Here is a 15,832-nt window from a genome sequence, read left to right on the forward strand (position 1 = left end):
CTCACACCGCCGGGACGCAGCGGCCGTCCCGCGTCCGGTAGCGCAGCTTCGCGCCGTCGCGCACCAGCTCCCGCACGGCGCCGACGAAGCGCTCCACGTGCTCGTCGGGCGTTCCGGCGCCGAAGCTGACCCGGACGGCGTTCAGGGACCTCTCGCCCGGCGCTGCCCCGGGGGCGGCGCACTCGCCCGGGGTCCGCGGTTCGCCGCCCAGCAGGGTGCGGACGAGGGGATGGGCGCAGAACAGGCCGTCGCGGACGCCGATGCCGTACTCGGCGGACAGGGCGGCGGCGAAGTGGGAGCTGTTCCAGCCCTCCACCACGAAGGAGATGACGCCGACGCGGGGCGCGTCGTCGCCGAACAGCGACAGCACCCTGACCTCCGGAACCTCGGCCAGCCCCGCCCGCACCCTGCCGATCAGGTACTGCTCACGGGCCACCAGCGTGTCGAAACCGGCCTCGGTGAGGGCCTCGCAGGCCGACGCGAGCGCGTAGGCGCCGATGACGTTGGGCGAGCCCGCCTCGTGCCGGGCGGCGCTGTCGTGCCACTCCACGTCCACTCCCCCGTCCGCGCGCCGGGTCACCCGGCGGCTGGCGCCGCCGCCCGCGAGGTACGGCTCGGCCTCCCGCAGCCAGTCGGCGCGGCCGGCCAGGACGCCGGAGCCGAAGGGCGCGTACAGCTTGTGGCCGGAGAGGGCGACCCAGTCGACGTCCAGGTCGCGGACGCTCACCGGGTGGTGCGGGGCGAGCTGGGCGGCGTCCAGGACGATGCGGGCGCCGTGCGCGTGGGCGGTGGCGGCCAGCTCGCGCACCGGCCACAGCTCGCCGGTGACGTTCGAGGCGCCGGTGACGCAGACCAGGGCCGACCCGTGCGGGGCGCGGGCGGCCAGGGCGCGCCGCAGGGTCTCGACGGCCTGCCGCGGGCTGCGCGGGGCGTCGAGGAAGGTGACGCGGGCGTCCCGCCACGGCAGCAGCGAGGCGTGGTGCTCGGTCTCGAAGACGAACACCTGGCAGCCGGCCGGGAGGGCGGCGGCGAGCAGGTTGAGCGAGTCGGTGGTGGAGCGGGTGAACACCACCTGGTCGTCGGCGCGGCAGTCGAGGAACCCGGCGACCGTCCGGCGGGCGTTCTCGAACAGGTCGGTGGACAGCTGGGAGAGGTGACCGGCGCCGCGGTGGACGCTGCCGTAGTACGGCGCGTACGCGGCCACGTCGTCCCAGACGCGCCGCAGGGCGGGGGCGCTGGCCGCGTAGTCGAGCGCCGCGTAGGCGACCTCGCCGCCGGTGGCGAGCGGGACGGTGACGTCCCCGCCCAGAACGGGCAGCGGGGCGCAAATGGCCGGGGCGACGGCAGCGGTGCAGACGGACATGGCGAACTCCTGTGAAGGCAAGGGGATCCACCGCGCGAGCGCGTACGGCTCAAGCGCGGGAAAGGTGAAAGAGGGGTACGCGGAGGCGGGGCGCTGCGCCCTATCGCATTCGCTTGCTCACAGAAGGCTCCTCGACGACCAGGACCCCTGGTGTGCGAGGGGTCCGCGCTTGCCGTGGACCTCGCTGCCCACGGCCTGGTCCTCACCCGGGGCACCCCGCCACGGACGGAGGGTTGCCGGACAGCCGGCCGGGGCCGTATGACTGTCACTCATGACCTGGACAGGAACGTACGCGAGGTGATCGCGGTCCCGCAACTCCTGTCCGGATCACGGGACCGCGCGCACCTCGGTCAGGCGTTGCTGGCGGCCACCCAGCGCTCCAGCGTGCGCTTGGCCGCGCCGGAGTCGATCGATTCCGCGGCCTTGGCCATGCCCTCGCGGATCTGCTCGGCGAGCGTCCCGGGGCCCGGCTCCAGGGCTACCAGTGCCGCCGCCGCATTCAGCAGCACGGCGTCCCGTACGGGCCCGGTCTCGCCCTCCAGCAGCCGCCGGGCGACCTCCGCGTTGTAGGACGCGTCGGCGCCCCGCAGCGCCTCCACCGGCACCAGGTCGATACCGACGTCGCGCGGGTCGAAGACCTCCTCGCCGACCTTGCCGTCGCGGACCACCCAGACCCGGGAGGTGGCGGTGGTGGTCAGCTCGTCGAGGCCGTCGTCGCCGCGGAACACCAGCGAGGAGTGGCCGCGCTCGGCGAACACGCCGGCCACGATCGGCGCCATCCGCGGGTCGGCGACGCCCACCGCCTGCGCCTTGACCTTCGCCGGGTTGGTCAGCGGGCCGAGCGCGTTGAACACCGTGCGGATGCCCAGCTGCCCGCGGGCGGCGCCCGCGTGGCGCAGCGCCGGGTGGAACTTGATCGCGAAGCAGAAGGTGATGCCGGCCTCCTCGGCCACCACCGGGACCCGCTCCAGCGGCAGTTCCAGGTTGACGCCCAGCTTCTCCAGGACGTCGGACGCGCCGGAGGCGGAGGACGCGGCCCGGTTGCCGTGCTTGACGACCTTCGCGCCCGTGCCGGCCACCACGATGGACGACATGGTGGAGATGTTGACCGTCTTCGCGCCGTCGCCGCCGGTGCCGACGATGTCGACGGCCGCGCCCGGCACCTCGATGACGTTGGCGTGCTCGTACATCGTCCGGACGAGGCCGTTGATCTCCTCGACCGTCTCGCCCTTGGCCCGCAGGGCCACCACGAAGCCGGCGATCTGCGCGTCGGTCGCCTCGCCGCGCATGATCAGGTCCATCGCCCAGGCGGTGTCGTCGGCGCTCAGGTCGCGGCCGGCCAGCAGGCCGTTCAGCAGGGCGGGCCAGGAGCGGCCCGCCGCGGTGTCGCCTCCAGCGGGGGTCACAGCGCTCATAAGGCCGCTCCAGATGCGTAGAAGGAAGTGTGCCCCCACCCTATCCAGCCGGGCGGCACGGCAGAGGGCCCCGTCCGTAGACCGGACGGGGCCCTGTGCGGGGCGTGGCGACGCCTCAGCGATCAGTGGTGGCCGTGGCCGCTCGTGATCTCCTTGTACTCCTCGACGGTCGGCTTCGCGATCTGGGACTCCTCGCCGTAGTACGCCTCGCTCAGCCTGGCGCGCAGCTTCTGGGAGCTCTTGACCTTGCGCTCGACGCCGTTCTCGTCGACCGTCGGGCCGATCTGGACCGGCTTGTACTGCTCGTGCGCCGTGAGGGTGTGCAGCTGCTCCTGGCTGAGCGGCTCGTGGACCTCGATGAACTCACCGTGCGGCAGGCGCTTGATGATGCCGGCCTCGCGGCCGTGCAGCACCTTCTCCTTGTCCCGGCGCTGCAGGCCGAGGCAGATCCGCTTGGTGACCACGAACACCAGCACCGGCGCGACGAAGAACGACACCCGCACGAACCAGGTGATGGCGTTGATCGACAGGTGGAAGTGCGTGGCGAACAGGTCGTTGCCGCCGCCGATCAGCATCACGAAGTACCAGGCGATCCACGCGGCGCCGAACGCGGTGCGCGTCGGGGCGTTGCGCGGGCGGTCCAGGATGTGGTGCTCGCGCTTGTCGCCGGTGACCCAGGACTCGATGAACGGGTAGACCGCGATCGTGACCAGCACCAGCGGGAAGATCACCAGCGGGATGAACACGCCCAGGACGAGCGTGTGGCCCCAGAAGTTGACCTCCCAGCCGGGCATGGTGCGGATCAGGCCCTCGGAGAAGCCCATGTACCAGTCGGGCTGGGCGCCGGTGGACACCTGGTCCGGACGGTAGGGGCCCAGGGCCCAGATCGGGTTGATCGAGGCGATCGCCGCGATGGCCGCGATCACGCCGAAGACCAGGAAGAAGAAGCCGCCGGCCTTCGCCATGTACACCGGCAGCAGCGGCATGCCGACGACGTTGTTGTTCGTCTTGCCGGGGCCCGCGAACTGCGTGTGCTTGTGGTAGAAGACCAGGATCAGGTGGCCGACCACCAGACCGAGCATGATGCCCGGCAGCAGCAGGATGTGGATCGAGTAGAAGCGGGCCACGAAGTCGCCGCCCGGGAACTCGCCGCCGAAGAGGAAGAACGACAGGTACGTGCCGACGATCGGCACGGACAGGATCGCGCCCTCCATGAAGCGGACACCGGTGCCGGAGAGCAGGTCGTCCGGGAGCGAGTAGCCGGTGAAGCCGGTGAACATGCCCAGGACGAACAGCAGGAAGCCGAACAGCCAGTTGATCTCACGCGGCTTGCGGAACGCGCCGGTGAAGAACACGCGCATCATGTGCACGAACATGCCGGCGAGGAAGATCAGCGCGGCCCAGTGGTGGATCTGCCGGATGAGCAGGCCACCGCGCACGTCGAAGGAGATGTGCAGGGTCGAGTTGAACGCCTCGGACATCAGCTGGCCCTGCAGCGGGATGTAGCTGCCGTGGTACTCCACCTCGTTCATCGACGGGTGGAAGAACAGCGTCAGGTACACACCCGTGAGGATGATGATGATGAAGCTGTACAGGCAGACTTCGCCCAACATGAACGACCAGTGGTCGGGGAAGATCTTGCGCATGTTGGCCTTGGCCAGGGAGTAGATCCCCAGCCGGCCGTCGGCCCAGTCGGCGAGTCGCTCGCCACCGGAGGCCTTCCCGCGGGCGCGGGACTGTTGGTTCGTCGTAGTGCTCATCCGCGCTCCCAGAAAGCAGGACCGACGGGCTCCTCGAAGTCGCCGAGCGCCTGGAGGTAGCCCTCGTCGTTCACGCCGATGCGCAGCTGCGGCAGGGCGTGACCGGCGGGGCCGAAGATCACCCGGGCTCCGTCGGAGAGGTCGAAGGTGGACTGGTGGCAGGGGCACAGCACGTGGTGCGTCTGCTGCTCGTACAGCGAGATCGGGCAGCCGACGTGGGTGCAGATCTTGGAGTACGCCACGATGCCCTCGTGCGACCACTCGAGCTCGCGCTTGTCCTTGATGTTGTCCGGCTGGAGCCGGACGATCATCAGGGCCGCCTTGGCGATCTCTTTCTGGAAGTCCTCGTCGTGCTCCTCCAGGCCCTCGGGCTTGGCGAAGGTGAGCGAGCCGACCGCGACGTCGGAGGGGCGCAGCGGCTCGTTGGTGTTCATGTTGACGAGCAGCTTGCCCTTGGACCACATGGTGTGGCGCAGCGTGGTGCCGGGCAGCGGACCGAGGTCGCGCAGCAGCACCAGGCCGGACAGCGGCACCAGGGTGAGCGCGCCGAGCATCGTGCTGCGGATCAGTCCGCGGCGGCCGATCACCGACTCCTTGGCGCCCTGCGCGAAGTCCGCGTGGACCTTCGCGCGGACCTCGGGAGAGGCCTCGATCGGGTGACGCTCGTCGACGATCTCCACGTCGGACATCAGGGTGCGGGCCCAGTGGACCGCGCCGGCGCCGATGCAGAACAGCGCCAGTCCGAGGGTCAGGCCCAGCGCGAAGTTCATCGCGCTGATGTGCCCGATCGGGAAGACGTAGATCGACTTGTCGTCCGGGACCGCCACGTAGGAGGCGATGAAGCCGATGGTGGCCAGCATCGACACCGTGAACAGCAGGGCGACCGTGCGCTCGGACCGCTTGGCGGCCCGCTCGTCGATGTCCTGGATCCGGTGCTCGTGGGGCGGCAGGCCCGGGTCGGCGAACGGGTCCTTCTCGTCCGCGACGCTCACCGCGCCGTGCGCGGCCTCCTGCTCAGCGGGCAGGTTCTCTTCTGGAATGTCTTGGCTACTCATGACTTCTTGGCCTTTGCGGTCCGAGCGGCGACCCAGACGGCGACCGCGATCAGCACGCCGAGTCCGAAGACCCACGCGAACAGACCCTCACTGACCGGACCGAGTCCGCCCAGCTCGAGGCCACCGGGGCTCTCGGTGTTGTCCCCGTTGACCGCGTTCAGGTACGCGATGATGTCCTTCTTGTTCTGCTCCGACAGCGTGGTGTCGGGGAACGACGGCATGTTCTGCGGGCCGGTCTGCATGGCCTCGTAGATGTGCTTCGGGTTGACGCCCGCGAGGCTCGGCGCGAACTTGCCGTGCGTCAGCGCACCACCCTTGCCGGTGAAGTTGTGGCACTGCGCGCAGTTGGTGCGGAACAGTTCACCGCCCTTGGCGATGTCCGCGCCCTGCGTGCCGAACTTGTCCCCGGTCGGGACGGCCGGGCCGGCGCCGAGGGAGGCGACGTACGCGGCGAGCTGGTCGATCTCGGCCTGCGTGTAGACGACCTTCTTCTTGGGGACCTGCGCGCCCGGCTGCTGGGCCGGCATACGGCCGGTGCCGACCTGGAAGTCGACGGCCGCGGCGCCCACGCCCACGAGGCTCGGACCGTCGGAGGTGCCCTGACCGCCGGTGCCGTGGCAGCTGGCGCAGCCCACGGCGTAGAGCTTCTTGCCCTCGTCGATGGCGAGGGACTGGGCGGTGTCGTCGGCCTGCGCCTTGCTCGCGGGCGCGAACACGGCGTACAGCCCCCCGGTGGCCGCCAGCGCGAGGAGTAGGACGACGACTGCCGCCAGCGGATGGCGTCGTCGTGCGGAGAGCTTTTTCACGGATTACCCCGGTGTCAGGATCTTCTGCGTCGATGCTTCTGGGATGTGCGCCGGTGCGGCGCACGCGGGAACGGGCCCTGCTACTTGATCAGGTAGATCGTGGCGAAGAGGCCGATCCAGACGACATCGACGAAGTGCCAGTAGTAGGACACGACGATGGCCGCGGTCGCCTGCTCGTGGGTGAACCTCCTGGCCGCGTAGGTGCGCCCGAGGACCAGCAGGAAGGCGATGAGGCCGCCCGTCACGTGCAGGCCGTGGAAGCCGGTGGTCAGGTAGAACACGGAGCCGTACGGGTCGGAGGAGAGCGAGATCCCGTCCTTCTTCACCAGCTCCGTGTATTCGAAGATCTGACCGCCGATGAAGATCGCACCCATCACGAAGGTGACGATGAACCAGCCCCGGAGCTTCTTCACGTCACCGCGCTCGGCGGCGAACACGCCGAGCTGACAGGTCAGGGAAGAGAGCACCAGGATCGTGGTGTTGGTCGCGGAGAACGGAACGTTGAGGGCACTTGCCATCTCCTTCCAGTGGTCCGGACCGGTCACCGATCGAAGGGTGAAGTACATCGCGAAGAGGGCCGCGAAGAACATCAGCTCGGAACTCAGCCAGATGATGGTTCCGACGCTGGTGAGGTTCGGCCGATTGACCGACGGGTGCGCGTGCCCGGTTTCTACTGTCGTTGCTGTCGCCACGACCGACATTATGTCGGTCGCTTATCCAGCCCTCACGCCGGGGGGTGCTGTTCGGGGTGTCCGCACCGTGTGTACTGCCCGGATGGCCCAGCGAAGCGGTGTGCGGAGGGCCGCGGACGGCTGTTGACAAGGGTTGCGAGGGAGTAGCATCCGCCGCATCGGGCTGAGCCCGTCCCTCGCCGTACGACGCTGACGTCCCGGAGGAACAATGCAGCCGACCGCCACGGTGCTGGTCTACAGCGACGACTCCAACACCCGCGAACAGGTGCGGCTGGCCTCCGGCAAGCGGCCGGCCCCCGACGCCCCGCTGGTCGAGTTCATCGAGTGCGCGACCCCGGCCGCCGTCCTGAAGGAACTGGACAGGGGCGGCATCGACGTCTGCGTCCTGGACGGCGAGGCGGTGCCGATGGGCGGCATGGGGATGTGCCGCCAGATCAAGGACGAGGTCTTCGACTGCCCGCCGGTGCTCCTGCTCATCGGCCGTCCGCAGGACGCCTGGCTGGCGACCTGGAGCCGCGCGGACGCGGCGGTGACGCTGCCGGCGGACCCGGTGGAGTTCGCCTCCGCGCTGGCCTCCCTGCTGCGGCGGAAAAGGGCCGTGAGCGCCTGAGAAGGCCGTGAGCGCCGGAGAGGGCGCTCACGGACCGTCGCGTCCTAGACCGAATCGGGACGCAGCCTCGCCCGGACCTCCGGGCGGGGCGCCTCCGGGCTGCCCGCGACCAGCGCGCTGCCTTCGCGCCACTGCTTCCAGTCCAGGTTCCAGTCGCCGAAGCCGTTGCCGAACGGCGCCATCATCTCGCCGTTCGAGTTGACGACCTTGACGACGTCGCCCTCGCGGACGTTGTCGAAGAACCACTCCGCGTTGGCCGTGCTCATGCCGGTGCAGCCGTGGCTGACGTTGGCGTTGCCCTGTGAGCCCACCGACCAGGGCGCGGCGTGCACGTACTCGCCGCTCCAGGTCAGCCGGGTCGCGTAGTAGACGGGCAGGTCGTACGACTCCGAGGAGCCCTCGGCGATGCCGACGGTGCTGCTGCGCATCTGTACGAAGTACTCCTTGCTCAGCACGACCTTGACGCCGTTTCGGGTCTCGAAGCCGGGCTTGCCGGTGGTCACCGGCATCGTCTTGATCTCCTGGTCGTTCTTGTACACCGTCATCGTGTGCGCCGCGGCGTCCGTGACGGCGACGACGCTGTCGCCGATGGCCAGCTTCAGCGGCCTGGACGCGCCGCCGCGCAGGCGGTCGCCGACCTTGACGCCGTCCAGCTCGCTGCGGACCTGGACGGTCGCGTGGGCGGGCCAGTAGTCCTTGGGCCGGTAGTGGAGCTCCTTGTCGTCCACCCAGTGCCAGGCGCCCTCCACCCGGGGCGCCGCGTCCACCCTGAGGGCCCGTTCGATCACGGCCCGCTGCGCCTTGTCCTTGACGGGCTGGCTGAGTTCGGCGGTGACGGGCTGACCGACCCCGTAGGTGCCGTCCTTGGGCCCGAACTCGACCGTCAGGCGCTTGCTGACGGTGGGTTCGCTGGTGTCGAAGGTGAGGACCTTGCGGCCTGGCGCCCCGTCCTCGTCCTCCGTGCTCACCCGCACCGTGTAGTGGGCGTCTGCGGCGAGCGGGGAGGTGCTGTGCCAGCGGGCGCCGTCGGCGGAGAGTTCGCCCGTCACGTGACGGCCCGTGGCGTCCACGGCGGTGACGTCGGTGATGCGGCCGTCGTCCTCGACGGTGACCTCGAGGGGCTTGTCCGGGTCGGCCTTCTTGCCGCCCTCGCCGGAGACGCTGAAGGAGATCTGGTCCGTCGCGTCGTACGGCTTCGCGGACAGCGGGCTGCCGCCCGAGCCGCAAGCGGTGCCGCCCGCGCCGAGGGCGATCACCAGCAGCGTGCAGCTGACGACGGTGCGGGTGCGCGGAGATTGGCTCATGGGTTCACGCTAGGGAGCCTCGTCAACGGCGGCGCGCCGAGTGACGCGTACGGGTGACCGGCGTTGCGCCGAAAGCAGGAGCCCGGACCCTCCTGACGGAGTGTCCGGGCTCTCGAGCGCTCGGCGCGTGTTACTGCGTGCCGGTCACCGGGTGCTACTGGGTGCGGTTCTCACCGCGGTAGTACTCGAAGACCCAGCCCCACAGCCCGATCAGGATCAGCGGGGCCGAGAAGAACATCAGCCACCAGCCGATCGCGATCGACAGGAAGGCGAGGGCGCCACCGGCCGCCAGGGCCAGCGGCTGCCAGCTGTGCGGGCTGAAGAACCCGATCTCGCCGGCGTCGTCGGCGACGTCCGCCTCCTTGTCGTCCTGGGCACCCGGGTCGACCCGCCGGGCCGTGAAGCCCAGGTAGAAGCCGATCATGATGCTCAGGCCGAAGGTCAGGAAGAGGGCCGTGGTGCCGGCCGGCTCCTTCGACCACACGCCGTAGACGACCGCCATGGCGAGCAGGAAGACGCTCAGCCACATGAACATCTTGCCCTGGATCTTCACTTGCCGGCCTCCTTGCCACCGAGCGCAGCCGGCTCGCCGTGCGGGGCGTTCTCGAGCTGGTCGAGGGCGGCGATGTCAGGGTGGTGCAGGTCGAACGCCGGGGATTCGCTGCGGATCCGCGGCAGGGTGAGGAAGTTGTGCCGCGGCGGCGGGCAGGACGTGGCCCACTCCAGGGAGCGGCCGTAGCCCCACGGGTCGTCGACCTCGACCGGCTTGCCGTACTTGGCCGTCTTCCACACGTTGTAGAAGAAGGGCAGCATCGACAGGCCGAGCAGGAAGGAGCCGATGGTGGAGACCGTGTTCAGGGCGGTGAAGCCGTCGGCCGCCAGGTAGTCGGCGTACCGGCGCGGCATGCCCTCGGCACCCAGCCAGTGCTGCACCAGGAAGGTGGTGTGGAAGCCGATGAACAGCGTCCAGAAGGTGATCTTGCCGAGGCGCTCGTCGAGCATCTTGCCGGTGAACTTCGGCCACCAGAAGTGGAAGCCGGCGAACATCGCGAAGACGACCGTGCCGAAGATCACGTAGTGGAAGTGGGCCACCACGAAGTACGAGTCCGTGACGTGGAAGTCCAGCGGGGGCGCGGCCAGGATGACACCGGTCAGACCGCCGAAGAGGAAGGTGATCAGGAAGCCGGTCGACCACAGCATCGGCGTCTCGAAGGACAGCGACCCCTTCCACATGGTGCCGATCCAGTTGAAGAACTTCACACCGGTCGGGACCGCGATCAGGAAGGTCATGAAGGAGAAGAACGGCAGCAGCACACCGCCGGTGGCGTACATGTGGTGCGCCCACACCGTCACGGACAGACCCGCGATGGCGATGGTGGCGCCGACCAGGCCCATGTAGCCGAAGATCGGCTTGCGGGAGAAGACCGGGATGATCTCACTGACGATGCCGAAGAACGGCAGCGCGATGATGTACACCTCGGGATGGCCGAAGAACCAGAACAGGTGCTGCCACAGCAACGCTCCGCCGTTGGCGGGGTCGTAGATGTGGGCGCCGAACTTGCGGTCCACCTCCAGCGCGAACAGCGCCGCGGCCAGCACCGGGAAGACGATGAGCGCCAGCAGGGCGGTCAGCAGCACGTTCCAGGTGAAGATCGGCATGCGGAACATCGTCATGCCGGGGGCGCGCATGCAGATGATCGTGGTGATGAAGTTGACCGAGCCGAGGATGGTGCCGAAGCCGGAGAGGATCAGGCCCATGATGCCCATGTCGGCGCCGATGCCGGGGGTGTGGACCGCGTCCGACAGCGGGACGTACATGAACCAGCCGAAGTCGGGGGCGCCGTTCGGGGTCAGCAGGCTGGCCGCCGCGATCAGCGAGCCGAACAGGTACAGCCAGTAGGCGAACATGTTCAGCCGCGGGAAGGCGACGTCAGGGGCGCCGATCTGCAGCGGCATGATCCAGTTCGCGAAGCCGGCGAACAGCGGCGTCGCGAACATCAGCAGCATGATCAGGCCGTGCATCGTGAAGGCCTGGTTGAACTGCTCGTTGGAGAGGATCTGCAGGCCCGGACGGGCCAGCTCGGCGCGCATCAGCAGCGCCATCACGCCACCGATGCAGAAGAACGCGAACGACGTGACCATGTACAGCGTACCGATGGTCTTGTGGTCGGTCGTGGTCAGCCACTTGACCACGACACTGCCGCGGTTCTGGCGCCGGACCGGCAGCTCGTCCTCGTAGTAGGACCCTGCTGCCGCGGCACCCTTGGGTTCGTTGACGGTGCTCACAGGTTGTTCGTCTCCCGGTTCTTCTCGTGGCTCGTCTGCGCGATGCCGGCGGGAACGTAACCGGTCTGCCCCTTCTTCGCGAGGTCCTTGAGGTGCTGCTCGTAGCGCTCAGGGGAGACGACCTTCACGTTGAACAGCATCCGGGAGTGGTCGACACCGCACAGCTCGGCGCACTTGCCCAGGAACGTGCCCTCCTTGTTGGGGGTCACCTCGAAGGCGTTGGTGTGGCCCGGGATGACGTCCTGCTTCATCAGGAACGGCACCACCCAGAAGGAGTGGATGACGTCCCGCGAGGTGAGGACGAAGCGGACCGTCTTGCCCTTGGGGAGCCACAGCGTCGGGCCGGGGTTGCCGGTCTGCGGATTCCGGGTGGCCGGGGTGCCGATGTCGTAGACGCCGCCGGCGTTGGCCGGGAAGTCGTCCTTGTACCGGTTCGGGACGGCGTCCAGGTTCTTGTCGGTCTTCGCGTCACCGGTCGAGCCGGCGACGGGGGTGATGTAGTTGAAGGCCCAGCTCCACTGGAAGCCGACGACGTTGACCGTGACGTCGGGGTTCTTCTTCAGTTCGAGGAGCTTCGACTCGTCGCGGGCGGTGAAGTAGAACAGCACCGAGACGATCAGGAGCGGGACAACCGTGTACAGGGCCTCGATGGGCATGTTGTACCGGGTCTGCGGAGGGACCTCGACCTTGGTGCGGCTGCGCCGGTGGAACATGGCGCTCCACAGAATCAGACCCCACACCAGCACGCCGACGACGAGCGCGGCGGCCCAGGATCCCTGCCACAGGGAGAGGATCCGCGGAGCCTCCTCCGAGGCCGGGTTGGGCATACCCAGGCGAGGAAAGTCCTTGTATGTGCAACCGGTGGCGGTCGCCAGGACCAGGGCCGCGGTCAGTGCCTGCAGCAGCTTCCGCCGCATCGGGCGCCGCGGCGAGCGGTCGGAGCCGTTGGGACTCACGTAGCGCCTTCCCGAGAGTCTCGCCCGCGCGGATCGGCTGCGGCCTTCTCGCTGGTCGGTCGCCGCCCTGCGTCGGGCAGGGGTTTGGATGTTTATGCGGACCAAACCCTAGCCGACGCCATTTGGGGTCGCGCGGGGAGGGTCCCCAACGCGCCGTGCGCTCAGCCGAAGGGGTCGGCTGCCGCCCCACGACCCACCGCTGACGCCCGCTCAGCCCCCTCGCCGGGGCGGCGGGACGGCCTGCGACCCGGCACGACGGACCGCGCGACCCGGCGAAGTCGGGCCTGCGGCGCGGCGGCGGGCGGGGCGGGGGTGCGGCGGGCGCGGGGCGGGGCGGGGGCGCAGGCCGATGGGGTGGTCGGCGCGGCGCGGCGAGGGGGTGCTGAGCCGCGAAGTCGGGGCCTGCGTGCGGCCCGGCGTGCGTGGCGGACGCCGGGCCGGTGTGCGTGGCGGACGCCGGGCCGGCGTACATGGCGGAGCGGCGCGGCGCGGCGGCGGGGACGTGGCACGGCGAGTCGCTGGCCACCCGAACTGCGGGCGGCCAGCGGCCTGGCAAGACAGTGGGCGCGGTGTGGCGGCACCGCGAGCGCACCCCGGAGGGGCAGGCGCGACGGGCGGCGCAGCGGGGGCGGGGCGGCCTGCGGCCCGGCGGGCGGGCGCGGCCCGGCAAGGCGGCGGGGCGCGGCCCGGGAGGGCGCCCCCTTCGGGGGGTGTGCCGGGGTGTGCCGGCCGGGGGCCTAGCGTTGCCGTGTGTCCTACTTCGACGCGGCGTCCGCCGCTCCTCTGCACCCCGTGGCCCGTCAGGCGCTGCTCGCCTCGCTCGACGAGGGATGGGCCGATCCGTCGCGTCCCTACCGGGAGGGACGGCGCGCCCGGCTGCTGCTGGACGCGGCCCGCGAGGCGGCCGCCGAGGCCGTGGGCTGCCGGCCGGACGAACTCGTCTTCACCTCCTCCGGCACCCGCGCCGTACACACCGGGATCGCGGGCGCGCTGGCGGGCCGGCGGCGGATCGGACGTCACCTGATCGTGTCAGCCGTCGAACACTCCTCGGTCCTCCATTCGGCGGAGGCGTGGGAGGCGGACGGCGGAACGGTGACCCAGGTGCCCGTGGACCGCACGGGCGCGGTGACCGTGCGGGGCTACGAGGACGCCCTGCGCCCGGACACCGCGCTCGCGTGCCTGCAGTCGGCCAACCACGAGGTGGGTACCGAGCAGCCGGTGGCGGCCGTGGCCGAGGCGTGCCGTGCGGCGGGCGTGCCGCTGCTGGTGGACGCGGCGCAGTCGCTGGGCTGGGGGCCGGTCGAGGGCGACTGGTCGCTGCTGGCGGCGAGCGCCCACAAGTGGGGCGGGCCGTCGGGGGTGGGGCTGCTCGTCGTGCGCAAGGGGGTGCGGTTCGCTCCCCAGGACCCGGCGGACGAGCGGGAGTCGGGGCGCTCCCCCGGCTTCGAGAACCTGCCGGCCGTGGTGGCGGCGGCCGCCTCGCTGCGGGCGGTGCGCGCGGAGGCGGAGCTGGAGGCGGCACGGCTGCGGGAGCTGACGGAGCGGATCCGGTCCCGGGTGCCGGCGCTGGTGCCGGACGTGGAGGTGGTCGGGGATCCCGCCCGCCGCCTGCCCGGAACCGTCACGTTCTCGTGTCTCTATGTCGATGGGGAGACATTGCTGCACGAGCTGGACCGCGCCGGCTTCTCGGTCTCCTCCGGCTCGTCCTGCACGAGCAGCACGCTGACGCCCAGCCATGTGCTCCGGGCGATGGGGGTGCTGAGTGAGGGCAACGTGCGGGTGTCGCTGCCGCCGGGGACGCCGGCGGAGGACGTCGAGCGGTTCCTGGAGGTGCTGCCCGGGGTGGTGGCGGCGGTCCGGGACAAGCTCGCGGCACCGGCGTCCGAGGCGGTCGTCCGGGACGACGCCCTCGTGGTGGACGCCCTCGGCAGACGCTGCCCGATCCCCGTGATCGAACTCGCCAAGGTCATCGGCGAGGTCCCGGTGGGCGGCCGGGTCCGCGTCCTGTCGGACGACGAGGCGGCGCGCCTGGACATCCCCGCGTGGTGCGAGATGCGGGGCCAGGAGTACGTCGGCGAGGAGCCGACGGACCGGGGATCGGCGTACGTGGTCCGCCGACTGTCCTGACGCGCCGGGCCGGGCGCCGGCCGGGATGCTAGTTGAGGTGCTTCTTGACCTCGGAGGCCGCCTCGTCGCCGTAGGCCTTGGTGAAGCGCTCCATGAAGTGGGCGCGGCGCAGCTGGTACTCCTGGGTGCCGACCGTCTCGATGACGAGCGTGGCGAGCATGCAGCCGATCTGGGCGGCGCGCTCCAGGGAGACGCCCCACGCCAGGCCGGAGAGGAATCCGGCGCGGAAGGCGTCGCCGACGCCGGTGGGGTCGGCCTTGCGCTCCTCGTCGGGGGTGCCGACCTCGATGGCCGGCTCGCCGGCCCGCTCGACGCGCACGCCGCGCGAGCCGAGGGTAGTGACCCGGTGGCCGACCCGGCCGAGGATCTCCTCGTCGCTCCAGCCGGTCTTGCTCTCGATCAGGCCCTTCTCGTACTCGTTCGAGAACAGGTAGGTGGCGCCGTCCAGCAGTATCCGGATCTCGTCGCCGTGCATGCGGGCGATCTGCTGGGAGAAGTCGGCGGCGAACGGGATGCCCCGGGAGCGGCACTCCTCGGTGTGCCGGAGCATCGCCTCCGGGTCGTCGGCGCCGATCAGGACCAGGTCGAGGCCGCCGACGCGGTCGGCGACGGTCTTCAGCTCGATCTGGCGGGCCTCGCTCATGGCGCCCGTGTAGAAGGAGCCGATCTGGTTGTGGTCGGCGTCGGTGGTGCACACGAAGCGGGCGGTGTGCAGGGTCTCGGAGATGCGTACGGAGTCGGTGTCGACGCCGTGCCGCTCCAGCCAGGCGCGGTAGCCGTCGAAATCGAAGCCGGCGGCGCCGACCAGGATCGGCTTCGTGCCGAGCTGCCCCATGCCGAAGGCGATGTTCGCGCCGACGCCGCCGCGGCGGACGTCGAGGTTGTCGACCAGGAAGGAGAGCGAGACCGTGTGCAGCTGGTCCGCGACGAGTTGGTCGGCGAATCGGCCGGGGAAGGTCATGAGGTGGTCGGTGGCGATGGAGCCGGTGACTGCGATGCGCACGGCGTGGACTCTCCTGGGGGGAGAAAACTGGGTTGACAGTTCACGCTACCGGGTCCGGCACCGCCTTCGAAGCACGGAAACTACCCAATAGTAGATCTTTCTTCGCCGTCTCCGGCGTGCCTACGGTGCCGGTATGACCAACCTCGACGTCCATTCCCCGGCCCCGGCCGACCTGGAAGGCGGCCTCGCGTCGCTGCGCGGCGACTGCGCCCGGATGGCCCCGCACTGGGCGGTTCCGGACAAGGCCGCCGCCCGGCCGGTGTCCCCCTCGCACATTCACGGCGTGACGGTTCCGCCGGACTCGGCCCGACTGCTGGAGGCGATGTCGGACTACGGCGACTGAATCCGCCGCGGCAGCAGGGATCGGCTCGTTCGGGGAACCGTACGCTCCCCCGCCGCGTCCCATCGCCGTCCCCCGTGAAGGGGAAGCGCGATGCGACCCTCCGGCCGGCCGT

At 70.3% G+C, this 15,832-nt stretch carries 14 protein-coding genes and 1 riboswitch; of the genes, 3 read left to right on the plus strand and 11 right to left on the minus strand.

The features are described 5' to 3' along the window. Window position 1: 1 nt before the first annotated feature. The 6 genes from VKA29_RS04200 to VKA29_RS04225 form a co-directional block, all read right to left on the minus strand. Window positions 2-1,363: an aminotransferase class V-fold PLP-dependent enzyme gene (locus VKA29_RS04200; RefSeq protein ID WP_324783784.1), complete on the minus strand. Its 1,362-nt coding sequence runs from the start codon at window positions 1,361-1,363 to the stop codon at window positions 2-4. A gap of 160 nt (window positions 1,364-1,523) precedes the next feature. Further along, a riboswitch (SAM riboswitch) is annotated at window positions 1,524-1,640 on the minus strand. Between the two features lie 73 nt (window positions 1,641-1,713). Continuing rightward, the gene (gene trpD / locus VKA29_RS04205) at window positions 1,714-2,778 is read right to left on the minus strand and encodes an anthranilate phosphoribosyltransferase (RefSeq protein ID WP_324783785.1); all 1,065 of its coding nucleotides are present in this window, start codon (window positions 2,776-2,778) and stop codon (window positions 1,714-1,716) included. Between the two features lie 122 nt (window positions 2,779-2,900). Continuing rightward, entirely contained in the window at window positions 2,901-4,538 is a 1,638-nt protein-coding gene (locus VKA29_RS04210) for a cytochrome bc complex cytochrome b subunit (protein WP_324783786.1), read from the minus strand. Beyond that, window positions 4,535-5,593 (minus strand): ubiquinol-cytochrome c reductase iron-sulfur subunit, encoded by a 1,059-nt coding sequence (locus VKA29_RS04215; RefSeq protein WP_324783787.1) that lies wholly within the window; start codon window positions 5,591-5,593, stop codon window positions 4,535-4,537. The genes VKA29_RS04210 and VKA29_RS04215 overlap by 4 nt, the downstream gene beginning before the upstream one ends. After that, window positions 5,590-6,399: a c-type cytochrome gene (locus tag VKA29_RS04220; RefSeq protein WP_324783788.1), complete on the minus strand. Its 810-nt coding sequence runs from the start codon at window positions 6,397-6,399 to the stop codon at window positions 5,590-5,592. Before VKA29_RS04220 ends, VKA29_RS04215 begins: the two co-directional genes overlap by 4 nt. Before the next feature lie 80 nt (window positions 6,400-6,479). Beyond that, window positions 6,480-7,100, minus strand: a complete 621-nt coding sequence (locus VKA29_RS04225; RefSeq protein ID WP_324783789.1) for a heme-copper oxidase subunit III — start codon at window positions 7,098-7,100, stop codon at window positions 6,480-6,482. A 199-nt stretch (window positions 7,101-7,299) separates the two neighbouring features. Between VKA29_RS04225 and VKA29_RS04230 the strand changes: the two genes are divergently transcribed. After that, entirely contained in the window at window positions 7,300-7,701 is a 402-nt protein-coding gene (locus VKA29_RS04230; RefSeq protein ID WP_324783790.1) for a hypothetical protein, read from the plus strand. 44 nt (window positions 7,702-7,745) lie between these two features. On the opposite strand, the gene VKA29_RS04235 is transcribed toward VKA29_RS04230, so the two are convergent. The 4 genes from VKA29_RS04235 to coxB all read right to left on the minus strand — a co-directional run bounded on the left by VKA29_RS04235 (window position 7,746) and on the right by coxB (window position 12,247). Then, on the minus strand, window positions 7,746-9,005 hold the full coding sequence (locus VKA29_RS04235) for a L,D-transpeptidase (protein WP_324783791.1): 1,260 nt from the start codon (window positions 9,003-9,005) through the stop codon (window positions 7,746-7,748). 154 nt (window positions 9,006-9,159) lie between these two features. Next, window positions 9,160-9,558, minus strand: a complete 399-nt coding sequence (locus tag VKA29_RS04240; protein ID WP_324783792.1) for a cytochrome c oxidase subunit 4 — start codon at window positions 9,556-9,558, stop codon at window positions 9,160-9,162. Continuing rightward, window positions 9,555-11,291 carry a cytochrome c oxidase subunit I gene (ctaD, locus tag VKA29_RS04245; RefSeq protein ID WP_324783793.1) on the minus strand — a complete coding sequence of 579 codons (1,737 nt, stop codon included), beginning with the start codon at window positions 11,289-11,291 and terminating at the stop codon, window positions 9,555-9,557. The genes VKA29_RS04240 and ctaD overlap by 4 nt, the downstream gene beginning before the upstream one ends. After that, window positions 11,288-12,247, minus strand: coding sequence for a cytochrome c oxidase subunit II (gene coxB / locus VKA29_RS04250; RefSeq protein WP_324783794.1), 960 nt, complete (start codon window positions 12,245-12,247; stop codon window positions 11,288-11,290). The genes ctaD and coxB overlap by 4 nt, the downstream gene beginning before the upstream one ends. 750 nt (window positions 12,248-12,997) lie before the next feature. On the opposite strand from coxB, the gene VKA29_RS04255 reads away from it, so the two are divergent. Next, a complete protein-coding gene (locus tag VKA29_RS04255; RefSeq protein WP_324783795.1) occupies window positions 12,998-14,374 on the plus strand; it encodes a cysteine desulfurase/sulfurtransferase TusA family protein in 1,377 nt (458 codons plus the stop codon). A 28-nt stretch (window positions 14,375-14,402) separates the two neighbouring features. Here the strand turns inward: VKA29_RS04255 and VKA29_RS04260 are convergent, their stop codons facing one another. Continuing rightward, window positions 14,403-15,377, minus strand: a complete 975-nt coding sequence (locus VKA29_RS04260; RefSeq protein ID WP_324783796.1) for a carbohydrate kinase family protein — start codon at window positions 15,375-15,377, stop codon at window positions 14,403-14,405. 133 nt (window positions 15,378-15,510) lie between these two features. Here VKA29_RS04260 and VKA29_RS04265 point away from each other — a divergent pair, with 133 nt between their 5' ends. Continuing rightward, window positions 15,511-15,720 carry a hypothetical protein gene (locus tag VKA29_RS04265; RefSeq protein ID WP_324783797.1) on the plus strand — a complete coding sequence of 70 codons (210 nt, stop codon included), beginning with the start codon at window positions 15,511-15,513 and terminating at the stop codon, window positions 15,718-15,720. Window positions 15,721-15,832: the final 112 nt, after the last annotated feature.

This window comes from Streptomyces sp. H51 (assembly GCF_035656535.1).
Taxonomy (GTDB): domain Bacteria; phylum Actinomycetota; class Actinomycetes; order Streptomycetales; family Streptomycetaceae; genus Streptomyces.